The following is a 17,708-nucleotide window of genomic DNA, read 5'->3' on the forward strand; positions in this document are numbered from 1 at the left end:
CGGTGGCTCACCGCCGTGGCTGATGCCGCGACGGTGAGCCACCGCACCTCGCTAGTTGGCGACGAGGCGGAACTGCTGGTTGGCCTGCCCGTGGCAGTCGTAGAGCTGGACCTGCTGCCCGTTGCCGGTGCCCCACACATCGAGGCAGCGGCCGGACTGGACGCCCGAGATGGTGCCGTTGGAGTTGACGTTCCACTGCTGGTTGGCCCCGCCGTTGCAGCTGTAGATCTGGACCGCCGCACCGTTGCCGGAGCCGTTGGCGTCCAGGCACCGGCTGCCGCCGTACACGGTCAGTTGCTTGCTCGCGGTGTACGTCCACTGCTGGTTGGTCTGGCCGTGGCAGTCGTAGAGCTGCACCCGCGTGCCGTTGGTCTGCGACGAGTTCGGCACGTCGATGCACCGGCCCGACTGGCTGCCGACGATCCGGTTGGCGCCGCCGGAGGGCGGCGGCGTGGTCGGCGTGGCGGTCGGCGTCGCCGTCGGGGTGCCGGTGGGACCGGGGCCGGCGGCGTTGAGGGCGTTGAGGACCGAGGTGTACGCGGCCTTCTTGTTGCCCCCGCCGTCGAACAGCAGCGGGTTCTCGTTGGAGCGCCAGGAGTCGCTGTCGCGGACGCCCCAGACGGTGATGCCGATGCAGCGGGGCACGTTCAGGCAGGCCTGGGTGAGCCCGGCGTACTGGGTGGTGGACGCGTTGGTGACGTCGACCTCGGTCAGCGCCACGTCAACGCCGAGCGCGGCGAAGCTCGACAGCGTGGTCTGGAAGTTGCTCGGCAGGGAGCTGCCGCCGGTGAAGTGGGTCTGGAGGCCGACGCAGTCGATCGGCACGCCGCGGGACTTGAAGTCCTGGATCATCCGGTAGACGCCCTGCGTCTTGCCGTAGCTCCAGTTCTCGATGTTGTAGTCGTTGTAGCAGAGCTTGACCGACGGGTCGGCGGCGCGGGCGGTGCGGAACGCCACCTCGATCCAGTCGTTGCCGGTGCCCTGGAGGTTCGACTGGCGGCGGCTGCCGTCCTCGTTGAACGCCTCGTTGACCACGTCCCACGCGGCGAGCTTGCCCTTGTAGTGGGCCATCACGCCGTTGATGTGGTTGATCATGGCGCTGCGCAGCGCGCTGCCGCTCATGCGCTCCATCCAGGGCGGCTGCTGGGCGTGCCAGGCCAGGGTGTGCCCCCGGACCTTCAGGCCACGCTGGGTGGCCCAGTTGTAGATCTGGTCCCCGGCCGAGAAGTTGAACTGGCCCTGGTTGGGCTCCGTCGCGTCCGGCTTCATCTCGTTCTCGGCAGTGATCATGTTGAACTCACGCGCCGCGATGGTGCTGTACGTGGAGTCGTTCAGCCGGCCCCCGGCGATGGCGGTGCCGAAGTAGCGACCCGACTGCGCCGCCGCGGCCCCCAGCGTGGTGGCCGCCTGGGCCAGGCTGGGCACCACCAGCGCCGCGCCGGCCAGCACCAGCGCGCTGGCGGCGGTGGCCACCACCACGCGACGGCGGCCGTTACTCAGTAGACGTTTCATGACACTCCTTTGCATATCCATCGACGATGCGCAAAGTTGGAGGGAAGCGCAGCTTCACGGGCCCGTTTCCGAAACTTTCGGAAACTGCCGTAACTGGACTGCAACATACCCGCAACTACGCAATCGGTCAACGTCGATGGCGCTGTCGGTCGAGGCCAGGGAGGCATCGCCAGCCCGCCACGCTGGCGGCACGCCGGAGGCCCGGCCGGGGGCCTCCCCCGCCGGGCCCGACGATCGCTCCGCCGAGAGCCGAAACTTTCGGCCGCCGGCGCGCCCCGGTTCAGCCGAGGGCAGTGTGTCGCGGCGGGAACCGCAGTTCGAGCTCGACCGACTGCACCTCGTCCCGGCTCACCGTGATCGGCTCGGGCCGCCCCGTCCAGTAGCCCTGGGCGAAGTCGACGCCGTAGCTCTTCAGGCGCTCGACGGTCGCGTCGTCCTGCACGTACTCGGCCGCGACGCGGATGCCCAGCGTCTGGCACAGCTCCACCAGCTTCGACACCACCGCCTGATCGGCCGGCGACCGGCAGAGGTCGACGATGAACGTCCCATCGATCTTGACGAGGTCCACCGGGAGGTACTTCAGGTGCGCCAGCGCGCCGTACCCGGTGCCGAAGTCGTCGAGCGCCAGGTGGCAGCCCGCCGCCCTGATCCCCCGGGCGAAGGCCAGCGCCTCGTTCCGGTTCTCGATGAGGGCGGTCTCGGTGATCTCGAACGTCAGGCGCTCCGGCTTGACCCCGTGCCGGTCGATCGCCTCCGTCACGAAGGTGAGCAGGCCCGGGTCGGCGAGGGACTTCCCCGAGATGTTGACCTGGTAGTGGGAGGTCTGCGCGCCCCGGCCGATGAACTCCAGGGCGTGATCGACCACCCACTTGTCGACCATCAGGATCTCGCCGACGCGTTCGGCCATGTCGAGGAAGGCCACCGGCGCGACCGGCTCCCCGGTGTCGCTGCGCACCCGCAGCAGGATCTCGTGGCGGGTGACCTGGTTGAGGCTGAGGTCGACGATGGGCTGGGCGTAGAGGGCGAACCTGTTGGCCGAGACCGCGTGCCGGACGCGGGAGCGGCACCGGGCCGTCCGTTCGGCGTCCGCGACCGGCTCGTCGAGGACGACGACGGCGGCGGTGTCGCGGCGCGCGTCCCGGGCCGCGTGCTCGCCGTCGACGAGCAGGTCGAAGCCGGTGGCGGGCACGCCGCTGGCGAAGCGCACCACGCCGGCCGAGGTGGTGAGCCGCAGGGTGTTCTGCCGGACGCCGAACAGGTGGTTCCGGAACGTCTCCACGATCCGGGCCGCCAGGCTCTCGGCGGCCTCCGCGCGGTCGTCGGCCGGCGCGAGGAGCACCCCCCACAGGCCGGAGCCGACCAGACCCGCGGTCACCCCGGGCCCGACGACCGTGCGCAGGAGCTGGGCGACCGCCGCCGTCAGCCGGTCGCGGTCGGTGTCGGTGAGCGCGTCCGGCAGCCGGGTGGCGGGCTCGGTCGCCACCACGACCAGGACACCCCCGGTGGTACGGCGGGCCCGGTCGACCTCGTCGATGACGTACCCGCGGTTCGGCAGCCCGGTGAGGGCGTCCAGCACGGCCAGGTCGGCGCCGAGCATCCGGCTCCGGATGGCGAGCCGGCGGCGTTCCTGCCGGGCGAGTTCGAGCGCGGTGACGTCCTCGCCGGTCACGACGATCCCCGACGGCTCGCCCTCGCACGTGGTGATCTCCAGGTGGCAGTGCACGTGGCGGATGCTGCCGCCGGGCTGGACCACCCGGAAGTCGACCTCACCCGGCCGGCACCGCGTCCACGCCGCCCGGACGGCGGCGCGGACCCGCCCGGCGTCGACCGGATGGACGAGCCCGAACAGCGTCTCGGGCGTGAGGCGCAGCGTCCCCGGCGCGTGCCCGAAGATCATCGCCATCTCGTCGGACCAGCTGAGCCGGCCGAGGCCGTCCCGCCCGCCGGCCACCCAGGTGACGGTGCCCGACTTCGCCAACTGGGCGGCGCGCGCGACCCTGGTCGCCTCGTCGACGTCCCAGGTCAGCGGGTCGACGAGGTCGGCGTCGACCATGATCTTGTAGCCCTCGGCGAGCGCGAGGTCGTACTGGCTCTGCGCGGCGCGCGCGACGCGGCGCGCGCGGGCGAGCTCCAGCGGGCTCGGCCGGGTCTCGGCCAGCGCCAGGATGTCATCGAGATCCACGACCTGCCCCCTGCCGCCGGTGGCCGTCCGGGCCGACGTAGCCGGCCTCCTCGGCCAGCTCGCGCAGCCCCCGCCGCGCGGCGACCTTGTAGGAGCGGACGCTGTTCTCGGTCAGCCCGAGGACGCGGGCGATCTCCTGGTTGGAGAAGCCCTCCTGCGCCATCTGGAACACCTCGGCGTGCCGCGCCGGGAGCCGGTGCAGCCAGCCCCGCAGCAGCTCCTGCGCCTCCCACACGTCGGCGATGTTCGAGTGCGGCGTCGTCGGCAGGTCCTCCGGCGCCATCGCGGCCTCCCGCAGGTGCCGCTGGTGGTCCTTGCGGATCTTGTGGCGCGCGGTGACGATGATCCAGCCGATCGGCCGGTCGTGGACGCGCAGCTTGGACCACTGGACACGCCCGTGCAGGTACGCCTCGTTGAGCGCGTCCTCGACGACCTCGCGGTCCCGGCACGCCGACCTGAGGATCCGCTCCACCTGGTGGTAGGAGGCCTCGGTGAAGGCGGCGAACTCCTGGTCGTGCGCGGCCTTCAGGCGCGCGGCCTCCGCCTTGCGTGTCGCCTCGCAGTCGACCTGCTCCGGGGTCAGGGCGGCGGTGCCCTCGAACTCGATCATGCCGCCTCCCCCGCGGCACCAGAGCTCGGCACGCCACGGCCGCCCAGCTCCACCTCGCGGTGCCCGTCGCGGTCGCGCTCCACGATCCGCACGACCTCGTGGTCGGCCTCCGCGAGCCTGACCAGCCACGTGACCCGGGCTGTCGTACGTGTCGTCAGCTCCCGTTCCTGCTGTATCCGCGCCCGGTACGCGACGCAGGCGCGCACCAGGCCGGCCACCACCCCCGCGACCGTGACGGCCACGGCCATCACCTGGAATCCGGTGAGCGGTTCCGCCAGCGCTTCGTTCATCGTTCCCCCTGCCCGTCTCGGTGTGACAACTACTATCCGTGGCGGGCAGCGGATGTAGACGCCTCAGCGTCCACAATGTTCCGGAAGATCCTTGATCAAGCCTTTTACCTGCTCTTACGGCACAAAGTAGTGGGGGCGGAACGCTACGCGAAGGGGGCGTGGCAATCCCATCGGGGCAATTTGCACATCACCCAAAGTCACTCTCGGCTATCGGCCCGCCACTCCGGAACCGGCCCTCGCGCGCGCCCGGCCCAGCACCTCCTCGACGGTGAGCGGGCTGCGGGGATGATGCGTCAGCGAGAGCGGCGTCCGGATCTTCCGCGGCGCCGCGCCCTCGGCGGCGAGATAGAACTCGCCCACCGTCAGCCGGGAGATGTCCGGCACGTCCCCGCCCTTGGCCCGGGCCATCTCGCGGGCCGCCTCGATCTGGATCGGGCTGTTCATCAGGCCGTACAACTGCGTCGCCGCGTTGCCCGGGATGCGGTTGTGCAGCCCCTTCGGCGCCTGCGTGGCGAAGACCAGCCCCAGCCCGTACTTGCGCGCCTGGGCGGCCAGCGCCAGCGTGCTCTGGGTGCAGGCCGTCATCGCCCCGGACGGGGCGAACGTCTGCGCCTCGTCCATCACGAGCAGCCCCAGCAGCGGCCGGTCGCCGGCCGGGTTCCTCTTGATCCAGGCGAACAGCGCCATCTGGAGCTGGTTGACGAAGCTCTGGCGCACGTCGTCGGAGGGCAGGCCCACCAGGCTGACCACCGACACCCGGGCCCGCCTGCCGGGTACGGGCGTGAGCAGCACGCCGGGATCCATCGGGGTGCCCTCACCGCCGAAGAGCGGATCGTTGACCATGGCCGCCGTCAGGTTCTGCGCCAGGCTGAGGCCGATCTTGTCGGCGTCGTCGAGGTCGATGATCCCGTCCGGCAGGTCGGTCAGCGTGTCGACGAGGCCCTTCAGCCGGGAACCGCCGCGCCGGCCGTAGTGCTCGACGGCCTTGCGCAGCACCGCCAGCCCCAGGTGCGCCCGGGTCGCCCGGCCGGTGACCATGGCGCGCGGCGCGAGGGCCGCGACGGCCGCCTCTACCGCCTCGCCGAACTCGTCCGGGTCGTCGCGCACGCCGGTGAAGTCGGGCAGCGGCTGGAAGCTCAGCGGGCGGCCCGAGTTGCGGCGCGGCGTCCAGACCACCACGTCGGTGTACGCCAGGTAGTCCTTCGCCCGGGCCGCGTCGCCCGGCCGCCAGCCCGCGGGCGGCTCGGGCCACTCCTCCCCGAGGCGGGCGAGGTCGTTGTTCGGGTCGAGCACGATGGCGGAGACACCGGCGAGGGCGCACTCCTCGACGATGCGGCGGATCAGCACGGTCTTGCCCGAGCCCGAGCCCGCGAAGATCGTGGTGTGCTTCCGGAGCGCCTCCAGGGCCAGCGGCACGGGCGCGTCGTCGGCGTACCCGTACCCGACGACGAACGCCGGCTCGGCCGGGACGGCGGCCGCCGGAGCCGGTGCGGCCTGGACGGGAGTGGCCTGGGCCGGGGCGGCCTGGGCCGCCACGGTGGGGATAGGCCCGTTGGGGATCGGCGTGGCCGGGCCGGCGGCGGGCCCCGGCGGCGGTTCGGCGTCCGTCGTCCAGCGATCGACGTCGGCCAGCGCATGCTGGAGGAACTTCAGGTCGCGGGTCGGGCGGCGGTCGGCCAGCCAGCCCTGGAAGTCCATCGTGGCCTCGGCGAGCATGACCCGCAGCGCCGAGAGGATCCGCAGGTCCTCCTCGCCGACGCCGATGGTCTGCCCGCCCGCCGCCGTGAACGCGGCGACGGCCTTCCGGGTGGCGGCGCTGGTCGACCAGCCACGGTTGCGCAGCAGGAACAACGTGCGCTTGGCCGAGCCGGTGTCGAGGGCGGCCGCCACACTCGCCTTGCGCAGCCGGGCCAGCGCCGCGTTGCCGTGGTGGTCGTCGCTGATCGCCCGGAAACACCAGTGCGCCTGGTCCTCGGTGCGCTCGTCGAGCGTCAGGCGCAGCCGGGCGTGCAGCGGCGGGTCGGTGCTCGGGGGCGGGTCGACGCTGAACGCCGCACCGGCGTCGCCGCGTTCCAGGATCCAGGCGGTGAGCCCGGCGGCGAGCAGCGGCGGCATCGCCTCGTCCTCCGTCGCCCGCCCGAGCGGGGTGGCGACGTCGGCGGCGGCCCGCAGCTCGGCGAAGCGGACGTCGTAGCGGTCCATCTCCTCGGCGGTGGCCGTGACCGGGGCGGCGGGGCGGGGCGCCCGGGGCTCCGCGGCGGCCGGCTCGCCCAGCGAGGTCATCTCCCGCACCTCGCCGGCGGCGAGGCAGCCCCGGATGTGCCGGTCGATCTCGATCAGCAGCTGGCGCGGGGTGAAGGCCCCCGCCTCGGCGAAGGCGCGCGGGGACACCGGCCACGAGGGATACGGCGGCGCGTACCCGACCTCGCCGTAGCGGACGGAGAACCGCTTCTCGATGATCGCCCGGGCGAGATCGGCGTCGTCGATCCGGCGCAGGACCGGGGTCTCCCGGAACCGGTCGGCGACGGTGTCGGCGGCGGTGGACCGGATGATCGTCCACGAGTTCGGGATGCAGGCGAGGACGGTCAGCGTGCGCCGCGTCGCCTGCCGCAGCGACATCAGGCCGTCCGCCATCCGGGCCAGCATGAGCGACTGGGCCGGGCTCATCGCGGCGGCGCCCACCACGGCGGGATCGCTCTCGATCGCCAGCTGGGCGATCAGCGTGTCGACCTGGTCGATCGCCACCACCGACGGGCCGGTGAGCGCCAGCAGCCAGGACAGATCCTGCACGATCTGCTGGGCCGGTCGGGGCGCGCGCCGCATCCCCCACGCCGCGCGTTCGCCGGCCACCACCTCCTCGCCGGAGAGGAAGTAGTTCTCCGCCAGGTCGCGGTGGGAGATGTCCTCCGAGGCGGCCAGCGCGAGGGCGCGGGCGGTCTCCTGGCAGGTGCGGGCCGCGTGCCGGTCGTAGTCGCCGAGCCCGGTGAGGAAGGCGTCGAGCGCCGGCCGGGTCAGCTCGGTGTCGCCCATCACGGCCCGACGGGCCGTCCGGGGCGCGCCCACCAGCGCCGACAGCCGCCGCAGCAGCAGCTTGAGCTGCGTCTCGGGGCTGCCGGGCACCGGCCGGGCCAGGCCGTCCAGCAGGGCGGCGAGGACGTTGTCCCAGAAGCTGCCCGCGTCGAGCAGGCCGACCAGGAAGAAGTAGCCGCCCGCCTCCTGCACCCGCTGGCGGACCACGCCCAGCAGGTGGGTCTTGCCGGACCCCCGCTGACCCTGCACAACCAGGCCGAGCGGGCTGCCGTGCGGGTTCGACGCCGCCTCGTCCACCCCGGCGAGCACCTCCCGCACAACCGGGACGTGCAGGCCCTCGACGTGGAAGGGCAGCGGACGCCACACGTCGTCGGGGACCGGCGCCCAGTCGAACCGCAGGGCCGCCAGCGCGGTCCGCTCCGCCTCGTCCATCACACGCCGATCGCCAGCAGATGGTTGTCCTGCCCGCCGAGGCGCAGCGCGGCGGCGAGGTCCGCCCCGGTGAGCGTCTTCTGGTTCGACTCCGGCGCGAGGGCGACGCCCTCGGAGCGGCTGAGCCGACGCAGCGCCTCGTCCAGGTCCTCGCGCGGCACGTCGGCGAAGAACGGGCGGAGGCGGCGCAGGCTCACCCAGGCCCCCGGCGCGTCGGCGAGCGCCCGGTACGCGCTGACGACCCGCGCCGCCAGCGCGCCCGCCGGGTCGGCGGCGGCCGTGGGAGCCGACGCCCGTACGTCGGTCACGGCGAACAGCTCGGCCAACGTGGCGCAGCCGCTGCGCGAAAGGACGCGGCCGCGCAGGTTGGCCTGGAGGGCGGTCAGCGCGGCACCGAGCGCCGACGCGCCGCGGAGCGCGAAGTCGAGGTCGCTCTGCATCCGCACCCAGCCCTTGTCGTCGAGCTGGAGGGCGTACGTCGACCCGCTCTTGCGGCTGGCGACGTAGTGCAGGCGGGTGAGCTTGTCCCGCTGCGGCTTGCGTACGTCGAGGTTATAGCGATCGCGGAGCTCGGTGTTCAGCACCTCGCGCGCCTCGGCCATGAGCACGACGAGGATCGCGCTCTCCGATGCCGTCAGATCATCGCCGGCCATGCTGCCGTCCTTCCGCCATGTCCCGCCGCCGCTCCCGCAGAAACGTGCCGATCTGCCGGACCACGGCACCGACGTCGTGGGTCACCCGGGCGTTGGTGAAGCGCAGGACGGCGTAACCGTCCAGTTGCAACTGGACGTCGCGCTGCCGGTCGGCCTCGAAGTGGACCGGACGGCAGTGCTCCGGCCCGTCGATCTCCACCACGCACCGTTCGTCGGGCCACACTAGATCCAGCCGGATCGGCGTGGCCAGATCGTGCGACCGGTAGCTCTGGTTCCACCGCCGCCCGACGGCCCAGCTCTCGGCGGCGAGCGCCGCCTCCAGCCTCTTCTCGGCGTCGCTCGCCGGATGCGGCCGGCCCACCACCGCCCCCACGCCGGACGACAGTCCGCGCGGCACGGGTGGCACGTCGCGCGCTGTGCGTGGCGGCGCGGGTGGCACGGTGTGTGGCGGCGTGAGCGACGCGGCGCGCGGCACGGGCGGCAGGGCGACCGAGAACTCCGGCACCGCCTCCAGCCCGGCCGCGCCGGCACCGAGCAGCCAGGTGACCGGGCCGCCGTGCTGCACCAGCCAGGCGGCCCCCGCAGCGGAAACCGCGCCCGTGCCGGCGGCCGGCTCGACGAGCAGCACCACCCGACGCCGGCCGAACGCCCCCGCGACGAGCCGCGCCAGCGCCGCCGCCCGGGTGCGCAACGGCAACTGCGCGCCGGACGGCCGCCGGGCCGTCACCGCGAAGACGGCCAGGTCCGGCAGGAAGGAACCGGGATAACGGTCGCGGCGGGACCGCGCCGCAGCGGCGGCCCGCACCGCCGCCAGCCCGGACGTGTCCGGGCGTACGCCGTCCGCAACCTCGGGCAGCCAGGCGGGCAGCACCTCGACGGCGACCTGTTCGAGCCGGTCCAACGCGGCGTGCACGAAGTCCACCGGCAGCGCGACCCGGGCGGCCGGGCGGTGCACCACGGCGGCCAACTCCGCGTGGTCCCGCGCGATCAGCATGGCCAACGCGTCGGTGTCCGCGTCGGGCAGCGCGACGACCCGGTCGGAGGGGACGTCGGCGAGGCTCCGGTTAACCAGCAGGGTCCGGCCCTCCCCAGCATCGACGCACGTCCCGGACAGAGTACGAACGCGCCTCGGGCGACGCCACACCGTTGCGGGCCCGCTACTTAGGGCGTCAAGGGACGGAAAGGCCCTCCCACCAGCGGCGGGACGCTCGGACAAGGTCGGAGAGTCGGCTTTCGGACCATGGAGGGGTGGACATCCCAGCGGAAGCCGTTGCGCGGAGCCCGACGGCCGGCTTGACCGCGCGGACAGCTGTACAACTACCGCCCGGCGTCCTCGTTCAGCAGCACCTCGACAGCGGCCACGACATCCGCGACGGTGCGATCAGGTGGGGCGAGTTCCGTCGGCCACTCCTTCCCCCGGCTGACCCACAGGGTGGCAAGCCCTGCCGCGCGGCCACCCTCGACATCAAGCACCGGGCTGTCACCGATCGCCCAGCCGCCACCCCGCAGATCAAGACCACACCCACGGGCCGCCGCCTCGAAGATCTCGCGTGCTGGCTTCCGGACGCCCCGCCGGCAAGGCCCACCGTTACTGCAAGCCGCCTCCCTCTGGCACTACATCAAGTGGCGACCCACCGCCGGATGTGTTGCGTGGCCGGAGTCGGAGCGGCAGCGCAGCGACGGACGCGCGTTCAGCGGCAACTCGCGGGCAGCGTCGCTCAGCCGATGTAGGGCTCGGGGCGGTCCTCGTAGCCGTGGGTGATGCGGAGCAGGGTCGACGGATGAATGTCGAGCTCGCCCAACTCCTCGCGGGCCACCCACCGGACATCGCTTGATTCGTCGCTCGGGGTCAGAGTGCCGCCGACCGGTACGGCTCGCAGGCAGAGCGAGAACTGCTGCCGCACCTCGCCGTCCGAGTATGCGATGACGTGACCAGGGTCGGAGTAGACACCGACCATCCCGGTGACCTCGACCCGTACGCCGGTCTCCTCCCGGGCCTCCCGGACCGCCGTCCCCGCGACCGACTCGCCGATCTCCTGGCCGCCGCCGGGCAGCGACCACAGGCCGTTGTCGGTGCGCTGGATGAGCAGCACCCGACCGTCCTCGTCACGGACGAAGACGGAAACGGCCACGACGATGCTGTTGGCCTTCGGCGCGTTCGGGTCGTGGTAATGCTCGGTTCTCGCCACGGCCATAGGCTGCCACCTCGCCGCCGGCTGACTCTCGGATAACTGGCTGCGCGCGCCGGAAACGGCCGGAGGCACTCACGATGTGCGCCGTCTCGACGACGGAGGTGCGAGAATAGGCGATGGTTCGGGACGCAGGAGGTGAGCTGTGACGTCGAGTAGCGCTGAGCAGATGCCCGAGTGGCCGACCGCTGAGCACGTACCGGCTGAGGAGCTGGCGCGTCGCCAGGGGATTCGGCCTGTCGCCTCCGTCGACGACCTGGCACGGCCTGACCTGTTCGAGTCGGACGAAGAGTTGGACGACTTCCTCGCCGACCTTTACACCTCCCGGCGAGCTGGCGCCGCGTGAGTCTGGTCGTCCTGGACACCGACGTCGCGTCGGCGATCCTCCGGGGGCGGCTGCATGACCGCCTCCGTGCTCGCCTGGCCGGTAATACCCTCTGCATCACCTTCGTGACGCTCGGGGAGCTGACCAAGTGGACCGCGCTGCGGAGCTGGGGGCCACGCAAACTGGCCGATCTCGCCCAGTGGCGGTCCGGAGTCGTGTTGCTGCCCTTCGACGAGGCGGTGGCGACAACCTGGGACAACTCCAGGCTCGGACGCAGCATCGCGGGCGGCCCCGTCCGACGAATGACTCCTGGATTGCGGCGTGCTGCCTGGTCGACCGGCTGCCGTTGGCGACGTTCAACGGCAAGGACTACGCCGACTTCGCCGAGTACGACGGCCTTCGCCTCTTCGACGTCTCCTAGCTTCCAGCAACGCGGACGACCGCCGGGGCTCCGCAAACCCAGATCCCCGTACGCGCCAGCCAGCAAGCTTCCACCGAACGGCCCGGCCGCCCCGGGAAACTCGCCTTCACCTGGCCCGGAACGGGAGGGGAAAGGGACGACCCCCGTCGGGGGGAAAGTGACCTGACGCAGTAGCGAGTGTGAGCGCGTGCCGTACCGCGTGGTCAGACGTACCGGTCGCGCCATGGAGCATGATCGAGCGTGACTGCGCGGAACGGCGTTCGCTGACGATTCGCTGGCTCTCGGATGACGCGCTGCGGGCGCCCGAGGACGGCCGGAGGCCGCCCGCAGGGCAGTCCGCAGCGCGTGGCCAATTCCGGGAACCCTGCCTTGCAAAGATCAAGACTGCTGTCGGCCAGCGTCGGTGACCGTACCTGCTCGTCGTGCCGACTCCCTTCGGCCTCGGGCTACGCCCGTCGGTCGGCTTGGCTGTACGAATGGCTGTACAGCCCTCGTCGGCCACCTGATGGCGCTTTGGCCGATCAGGCAGTTGGGCCGGACCACGCCCAAGTGTCAACTAGACTGACCGCAATCTGACAAACGAAATATGCTCCTACCAGCTAGAACCAGCGCAAGCTCCTTCAACCGGTGACTGTGGGCAGGTCAGAGCGTTGGCCAAGTCCGACTGTTGGTTACTCGAGGACAACTCACTGTCTCCTTGATCGGCGCCAACTAGCGGTAGCGCCTCCGCAACCACTTCGGTAATTTGGACTGCACGTTGCGTAACGATCGCCAGGAGGGCCAATGGGAGGGCGAACCCCAACCGCGATCGTAGAGCCATCTGTGCTTGAGTGGGCACGCCGATCCGTCGGCATGTCGCTGGAAGAGGCTGCAAGCAAGCTGGCCCAGCCGATCGCGAAGATTGAGGCGTGGGAGCAAGGCGTAGCCGCTCCCACTATGGCTCAGCTTCGGAAAATGTCCGAGGTATATAAGCGGCCGTTAGCCGTCTTCTTCTTGGACGCCCCTCCAAGAGGGTTCGATGCATTGCACGACTTCCGCCGCCTCCCAGCCACCACATCGGAAGATTGGACCGCCCCTCTTCATTTCGAATATCGGCGAGCACAGGACCAACGCGAATCAGCAGTTGAGATCTCTCGACGGATGGGCGAGCAGATCCCAAATTCTTGGAAACCGGCATCTTCTGTGCAGGCCGACGACGCAGAGCGCCTCGGCTCAATAATGCGTTCTGCACTCGGGGTGACACTAAAGGAGCAAGGAACCTGGAACGAGAAGTACAGAGCACTCGGCGGATGGATAAGAGCACTAGAGGATAATGGCGTCCTGGTAATCCAAACCGAGAAAATCAGCGTCGAGGAAATGCGTGGCTTCAGTATCTATGCTGAAGAATTTCCAGTCGTTGCCGTCAATGGCGGCGACTTTGTGAGAGGCAAGACGTTCTCACTTCTGCATGAGTACGCTCACTTGGCGCTACGGCAGAGTGGTTTGTGTGATCAAGAAAATGCAAGCCGGCCGCGGACGCCGGAAGACCGCCTTGAGGCTTTCTGCAATCAAGCTGCCGCCGCTGCCCTTATGCCAGCCGAGGCACTGCTGAGTGAGGTGGTTGTAGGCGCTGCCCCAGATGGCGATGAGAACTGGGAAAGCAGCGTGCTTGACTCCCTCGCCAGAAAGTATGGCGTTAGCGAAGAGGCCGTGCTGCGCAGACTCCTCACTCTCAACAAGACAACGCTGGCCTACTACCAGCGGCGACGGAGAGAATTCCTCGCCATATACGAGCGCGAGCGCAACCAGCAAAAGGAGCAGCAGAAAGAAAGCCCCGGCGGCCCGGGCTATTATCGCGTCAAGGCTCGCAACCTAGGCAAGGGCTTCGTGCGCCTTGTCAGCCATGCTTACGCTCATGATGCGATTGACACTCTGGAAGCCGCTAGCTATCTCGGTGTCAAGGTTCAGCACCTGAAAAGGATGGCTGACGAGGCATTCGGGAGGGCAGCGTAGTTGCCAGTCACCTACAGCATCGACACCAGTTCGATAATTGAGGCTTGGCACAGACGCTATCCCCAGGACGTCTTCCCGGGGCTTTGGCATGGGATCGATGAACTAATATCACTGGGGCGCCTTCAAGCTTCCGAGGAAGTTCGGCAAGAATTAAAGAAGAAGGATGACGAACTCTACGCTTGGGCGAAAGAGCGGCCACAGCTATTTTGCGAAGCAGATTTGGATAATCAGCTCGCCGTACGCAGCATCTTGCAAGCACATCCCAGGCTTGTGAACACCCAGAAGGGCCGGAGTCAAGCCGACCCATTCGTCATCGCATTAGCGCGAGTTCGCAGATGCACCGTCGTTACTAACGAAATCGCCTTGGGCTCTCTTGAGCGTCCACGCATTCCTGACGTTTGCCAGGCACTAGGCATTTCATGCATCGACTTCCTCGGCTTGATCCGGACCGAAAGATGGAGCTTCCGGCGGTAACGTTGCCGACTCCACGCACTCGGCACCCCCTACTCGCCGGTCCTGCGCAGCGGCTGAATCCTCGCCATCCCGCCTGCCGCCGACCCACACCTTCTAGCGGGCCAGGACCAGGGCGACAAGGTGGAGCATCCTACCGGACTAGTCTAATGCCATCTGTGAAGCATCGGCGCCAGCAGCCCGGGGCGGCCTGGGGCTTAGAAGAATATCCTGAATGGCTGGTCTTGTGGGTTGCGTCGCTTGCCCTCGGCGTCTTTCTCAAGGTTAGACAAACCCACATTCCGGGGGGGGGGGAAGACGAAACAGTTGTCAGGAGATACGATCGCGCGAGCAGAGTTGCGGACGCCGCCTTTGGCGGCCTCCCGCGCTCGGACACCGATGCACGCCTTTGCAACCAGATCATCGATGCCAGTTTAGGCGGAGAGGCAAGAAGTGCACTCCGAAAAAGACCTCAAATTTTCAAGACTGACACTCTCCGATTGGCGACAGTTCGGCTTCGTAGAAATTGACCTTTCTCGTCGCTTGACGATCCTCACAGGAGCTAACGGATCTGGCAAAACCACGCTCCTCAACCTGCTTGGGCGACACTTCAACTGGGAATCGACATTCCTAGGACTACCTGTACCCGACAAACGAGGTCGTAACATGTTCTCGGTAGGCCTGAGGCATCAGCCTCCCGAGTCGGACAAAGGCATCACTCACACGACTGTCACTGTGGGAGAATTGGGGTACACAAATGGGCAAATTTCCCAGATACGAGTACCCATAAAAGCAGGAGCGATCACCTATAACGTAAACATTTTCAATCAGCAAGTGGTACAGGGGTTGTACTTAGCATCACATCGAAGCGCAAGCAACTACCAGCAGGTCAATTCAATCCCCTCGAACTTCAGCACGGGCGAACAGATCCTCAACCAATTTGTCGCTGAGATGCGGCAACGATATTCAGGGGGAGCTGGCCGCAGCAAATCTGCACAGCTACTCATGAAAGAAGCGCTCCTCGCGGCAGCGATATACGGCGAGGGCAGCGCCAGCGTCTACCCCAATCACGATGCGCGACGAATATGGCGAGGATTTCAAGAAGTCTTGAGGTCACTCATGCCAGAGACTCTTAGATTTGAGCGTCTCGTGGCAAGACCGCCGGAAATCGTGATAGAGACAGCAAGTGGTTCGTTTCCGCTAGATTCGATTTCCGGCGGCATGAGTGCACTGTTTGAGATCGGGTGGCAAATCTTCCTCCGCTCCCAAAACCGCGACGCGTTTACCGTTTGCATCGACGAACCCGAGAATCACCTCCACCCATCCCTTCAGCGGACCCTAGTTCCGAGTCTTTTGCGGGCATTTCCTAGGGTAAACTTCGTCCTCGCGACCCATAGCCCCTTCGTCGTCACTGCTTCTGCTACCGCTAACGTTCACGTTCTCAGCTACGACGAGGACAGCCGGGTTTTTGCCGAACAACTCGACTTCTCCAGCAAAGCAGCAACCGCAGAAACAACCTTGCGGGAGGCGCTTGGAATGACCAGTACACTTCCCCTTTGGGCCGAGAATCGGTTCGATGAGATCATCGACCGATACCTCCACCAGCCACCGGACAGCGAGCATCTCCTCCGATTGCGTAACGAATTAAGGGCCTCCGGTCTCGATGTAGGACTGCCGGAAGCGATCGAACGGATTGCACGCAACGCAGTGGATGATGAGATCGGACCGATCGAGAGATGAGGCGTCTGATCAAGGCGCCAAAGCCGGCGATATTGGAGACTAACGGGGCAGGTTGGACCAAGGAGTATGCGGAAGCGGCCTTAGCTGGCACAGAGAGGCCGAAACGATGGGGCCATCGGCAGATACGGCTTGCGCTGACACACGAAACAGGTAAGCGCTGCGCCTATTGCGATGCGAACATGATGGCCGTAACCACAGGGAATGTAGAACACATCCTACCCAGGGCTCGACATCCCGAATTGGTAGTAGATTGGGACAATCTTACGCTCGCCTGCCCACGCTGCAATAATACTAAGAAGGACTACTGTGATCACACGTTTCCACTCCTCAATCCCTACACGGACGATCCGGACGAGCATCTCATTTTCGTAGGGAGCCTCGTTTTTTCCCGCCCCGGCAGCGATGTTGGTGCCGTTACTGTACTCAAGTTAGGTTTGTCGCGATCAGATCTGGTTGAGGCACGAAAGCGCCGCCTTGAGTCAATCTCATCACTCCTAGATAATTGGGCACGGGCTCACGGCGCGCTCAAGGAGGCAATCCGGGACGTCATTAGGGAAGACGTTGCGGATGGCGAGTTTCGAAAGAGCGTAGAGGCGCTCCTACGCGAATGCCGGTTCCCGTTAGACGAAGAATCCTAGCCTTCTCGCCATCCCGATGCTCCTATGGAGGTCAAGTGGTCAGGGCGGCGAAGTCCGCGCGGAGGGCGGTGTAGACGTCGCGGACGATGTAGCGCTTGAGGCAGCGCAGGATCTCTTGCTTGCTGAGGCCTTCGGTGATGCGTCGTTGCTGGTAGGCGCGGGTGCGTTCGTCGTAGCGCAGGCGGCACAGGGCGATGGTGTGTAGGGCGTGGTTGGCGCCGCGGTCGCCTCCCCGGTGGAGGCGGTGGCGGCGCACTCGTCCGGAGTTGGCGGGGATGGGTGCCGCTCCGCAGAGGTGGGCCAGGGCTGCTTCTGAGCGCAGCCGGTCGGGGTTGTCGCCGGCGGTGGTGAGCAGTTGGGCGGCGACGTCGGTGCCGACGCCGAAGAGGGCGCTGGTGCGCGGAGCGGCCTGACGGACCAGCGGTGTCAGCTGCCGATCGAGGGTGGCGATCTCCTCGGTCAAGGTGCTGACGCGTCGGGCGAGCCCGGCCAGGGCTGCTGCGGTGGCTTGTTTCGGGTCCGTCAGCCGGGTCGGGTCGATGGTGAGGTTGGCGCAGCGGTTGACGAGAACGGCGGCGCTGAGCTTGGTCAACTGTGCCCGCAGACCTTCGGGGGCGGCGGCGACCAGGCCGCGCATCTGGTTGATCGCCGCCGTTCGGGCCTTGACCGCGCCTTGGCGGGCCACGCGGAGAGCGCGGATGGCTTCCACGGGTCCGGTGCGGGTCTTCGGGATGCCCATGGCGGTGCCGGCGAGGGTGGCCCTCGCGGCGGCGATGGCGTCGATGGGGTCTGACTTGCCCTTGGTCCGGCGGGTCCTGCGATCCGGGCGATCCACCTCGATGACGGCAACCTTATGACTGGTCAGGTGACGGGCGAGGCCAGCGCCGTAGCTGCCGGTGCCCTCGACCCCGACCGCCGCTAGGCGACCGAAGGACCGCATCCAGGCCAGCAGGTCCGCGTAGCCGTCGCTGGTCGCGGGGAACTCGGCATCCGCCAGGAGACCGCCGGTGCTGTCGATGATCGCCGCGTGGTGGGTGTCGCGGTGGGTGTCGACACCACCGATCAGTGTTCGCTTCTTCGCTGCCATGCTGGTGAGGTCCGCCTTTCTCGGTCGCGTCGAGAACACGTGGACACGTCACCGGTCAGGCGAACGGACAACACAGTGGTGGGCGCCTCTCGCACAGGCTCCTATCAAGTCACGACGCCTGACCGGTGACATGCAGCTACCGGGGCCACCGAGCCGG

The 17,708-nt window shown here is 68.2% G+C and carries 14 protein-coding genes and 1 pseudogene; 5 read left to right on the forward strand and 10 right to left on the reverse strand.

All coding sequences use genetic code 11. The annotated features are described in order from the left end of the window. Window positions 1–51 precede the first annotated feature (51 nt). From HDA31_RS27630 to HDA31_RS27670, 9 genes and pseudogenes are all read right to left on the reverse strand, one after another. Entirely contained in the window at window positions 52–1,512 is a 1,461-nt protein-coding gene (locus HDA31_RS27630) for an endo-1,4-beta-xylanase (protein ID WP_178063003.1), read from the reverse strand. Window positions 1,513–1,792: 280 nt separating this feature from the next. Further along, window positions 1,793–3,694, reverse strand: a complete 1,902-nt coding sequence (locus tag HDA31_RS27635; protein WP_178063002.1) for an EAL domain-containing protein — start codon at window positions 3,692–3,694, stop codon at window positions 1,793–1,795. Beyond that, window positions 3,681–4,304 carry an RNA polymerase sigma factor gene (locus tag HDA31_RS27640; protein WP_178063001.1) on the reverse strand — a complete coding sequence of 208 codons (624 nt, stop codon included), beginning with the start codon at window positions 4,302–4,304 and terminating at the stop codon, window positions 3,681–3,683. The genes HDA31_RS27635 and HDA31_RS27640 overlap by 14 nt, the downstream gene beginning before the upstream one ends. Then, a complete protein-coding gene (locus HDA31_RS27645; RefSeq protein ID WP_178063000.1) occupies window positions 4,301–4,594 on the reverse strand; it encodes a hypothetical protein in 294 nt (97 codons plus the stop codon). The genes HDA31_RS27640 and HDA31_RS27645 overlap by 4 nt, the downstream gene beginning before the upstream one ends. A gap of 207 nt (window positions 4,595–4,801) precedes the next feature. After that, entirely contained in the window at window positions 4,802–8,056 is a 3,255-nt protein-coding gene (locus HDA31_RS27650; protein WP_178062999.1) for a helicase HerA domain-containing protein, read from the reverse strand. Next, the gene (locus tag HDA31_RS27655; protein ID WP_178062998.1) at window positions 8,056–8,709 is read right to left on the reverse strand and encodes a hypothetical protein; all 654 of its coding nucleotides are present in this window, start codon (window positions 8,707–8,709) and stop codon (window positions 8,056–8,058) included. The genes HDA31_RS27650 and HDA31_RS27655 overlap by 1 nt, the downstream gene beginning before the upstream one ends. Continuing rightward, window positions 8,696–9,703, reverse strand: coding sequence for an endonuclease domain-containing protein (locus tag HDA31_RS27660; RefSeq protein WP_178062997.1), 1,008 nt, complete (start codon window positions 9,701–9,703; stop codon window positions 8,696–8,698). The genes HDA31_RS27655 and HDA31_RS27660 overlap by 14 nt, the downstream gene beginning before the upstream one ends. Before the next feature lie 323 nt (window positions 9,704–10,026). Then, a pseudogene (locus HDA31_RS33390) lies at window positions 10,027–10,260 on the reverse strand (HAD hydrolase-like protein); the annotation flags it as partial. A gap of 167 nt (window positions 10,261–10,427) precedes the next feature. Beyond that, window positions 10,428–10,898 carry an NUDIX hydrolase gene (locus tag HDA31_RS27670; RefSeq protein WP_178062996.1) on the reverse strand — a complete coding sequence of 157 codons (471 nt, stop codon included), beginning with the start codon at window positions 10,896–10,898 and terminating at the stop codon, window positions 10,428–10,430. A 342-nt stretch (window positions 10,899–11,240) separates the two neighbouring features. Here HDA31_RS27670 and HDA31_RS33395 point away from each other — a divergent pair, with 342 nt between their 5' ends. From HDA31_RS33395 to HDA31_RS33405, 5 genes are all read left to right on the forward strand, one after another. Continuing rightward, entirely contained in the window at window positions 11,241–11,810 is a 570-nt protein-coding gene (locus HDA31_RS33395; protein WP_343071140.1) for a PIN domain-containing protein, read from the forward strand. A gap of 686 nt (window positions 11,811–12,496) precedes the next feature. Then, on the forward strand, window positions 12,497–13,636 hold the full coding sequence (locus HDA31_RS27675; protein WP_178062995.1) for an ImmA/IrrE family metallo-endopeptidase: 1,140 nt from the start codon (window positions 12,497–12,499) through the stop codon (window positions 13,634–13,636). Next, window positions 13,637–14,110, forward strand: a complete 474-nt coding sequence (locus HDA31_RS33400) for a DUF4411 family protein (protein ID WP_178062994.1) — start codon at window positions 13,637–13,639, stop codon at window positions 14,108–14,110. A gap of 429 nt (window positions 14,111–14,539) precedes the next feature. Further along, window positions 14,540–15,826: an AAA family ATPase gene (locus HDA31_RS27685; RefSeq protein ID WP_178062993.1), complete on the forward strand. Its 1,287-nt coding sequence runs from the start codon at window positions 14,540–14,542 to the stop codon at window positions 15,824–15,826. After that, a complete protein-coding gene (locus tag HDA31_RS33405) occupies window positions 15,823–16,464 on the forward strand; it encodes an HNH endonuclease (protein WP_178062992.1) in 642 nt (213 codons plus the stop codon). The genes HDA31_RS27685 and HDA31_RS33405 overlap by 4 nt, the downstream gene beginning before the upstream one ends. 31 nt (window positions 16,465–16,495) lie before the next feature. On the opposite strand, the gene HDA31_RS27695 is transcribed toward HDA31_RS33405, so the two are convergent. Continuing rightward, window positions 16,496–17,551: an IS110 family RNA-guided transposase gene (locus HDA31_RS27695; RefSeq protein ID WP_178062991.1), complete on the reverse strand. Its 1,056-nt coding sequence runs from the start codon at window positions 17,549–17,551 to the stop codon at window positions 16,496–16,498. Between the last annotated feature and the right edge of the window lie 157 nt (window positions 17,552–17,708).

The organism is Micromonospora carbonacea (assembly GCF_014205165.1).
GTDB lineage: Bacteria > Actinomycetota > Actinomycetes > Mycobacteriales > Micromonosporaceae > Micromonospora > Micromonospora carbonacea.

Excerpts from the sequence above, each read along its gene's own strand:
- HDA31_RS27650 (WP_178062999.1), bottom strand. The coding sequence starts at position 8,056 with ATGGACGAGGCGGAGCGGACCGCGCTGGCGGCCCTGCGGTTCGACTGG.
- HDA31_RS27655 (WP_178062998.1), bottom strand. The coding sequence starts at position 8,709 with ATGGCCGGCGATGATCTGACGGCATCGGAGAGCGCGATCCTCGTCGTG.
- HDA31_RS27660 (WP_178062997.1), bottom strand. The coding sequence starts at position 9,703 with ATGCTGATCGCGCGGGACCACGCGGAGTTGGCCGCCGTGGTGCACCGC.
- HDA31_RS27630 (WP_178063003.1), bottom strand. The coding sequence starts at position 1,512 with ATGAAACGTCTACTGAGTAACGGCCGCCGTCGCGTGGTGGTGGCCACC.
- HDA31_RS27675 (WP_178062995.1), top strand. The coding sequence starts at position 12,497 with ATGTCGCTGGAAGAGGCTGCAAGCAAGCTGGCCCAGCCGATCGCGAAG.
- HDA31_RS27645 (WP_178063000.1), bottom strand. The coding sequence starts at position 4,594 with ATGAACGAAGCGCTGGCGGAACCGCTCACCGGATTCCAGGTGATGGCC.
- HDA31_RS33405 (WP_178062992.1), top strand. The coding sequence starts at position 15,823 with ATGAGGCGTCTGATCAAGGCGCCAAAGCCGGCGATATTGGAGACTAAC.
- HDA31_RS27640 (WP_178063001.1), bottom strand. The coding sequence starts at position 4,304 with ATGATCGAGTTCGAGGGCACCGCCGCCCTGACCCCGGAGCAGGTCGAC.
- HDA31_RS27695 (WP_178062991.1), bottom strand. The coding sequence starts at position 17,551 with ATGGCAGCGAAGAAGCGAACACTGATCGGTGGTGTCGACACCCACCGC.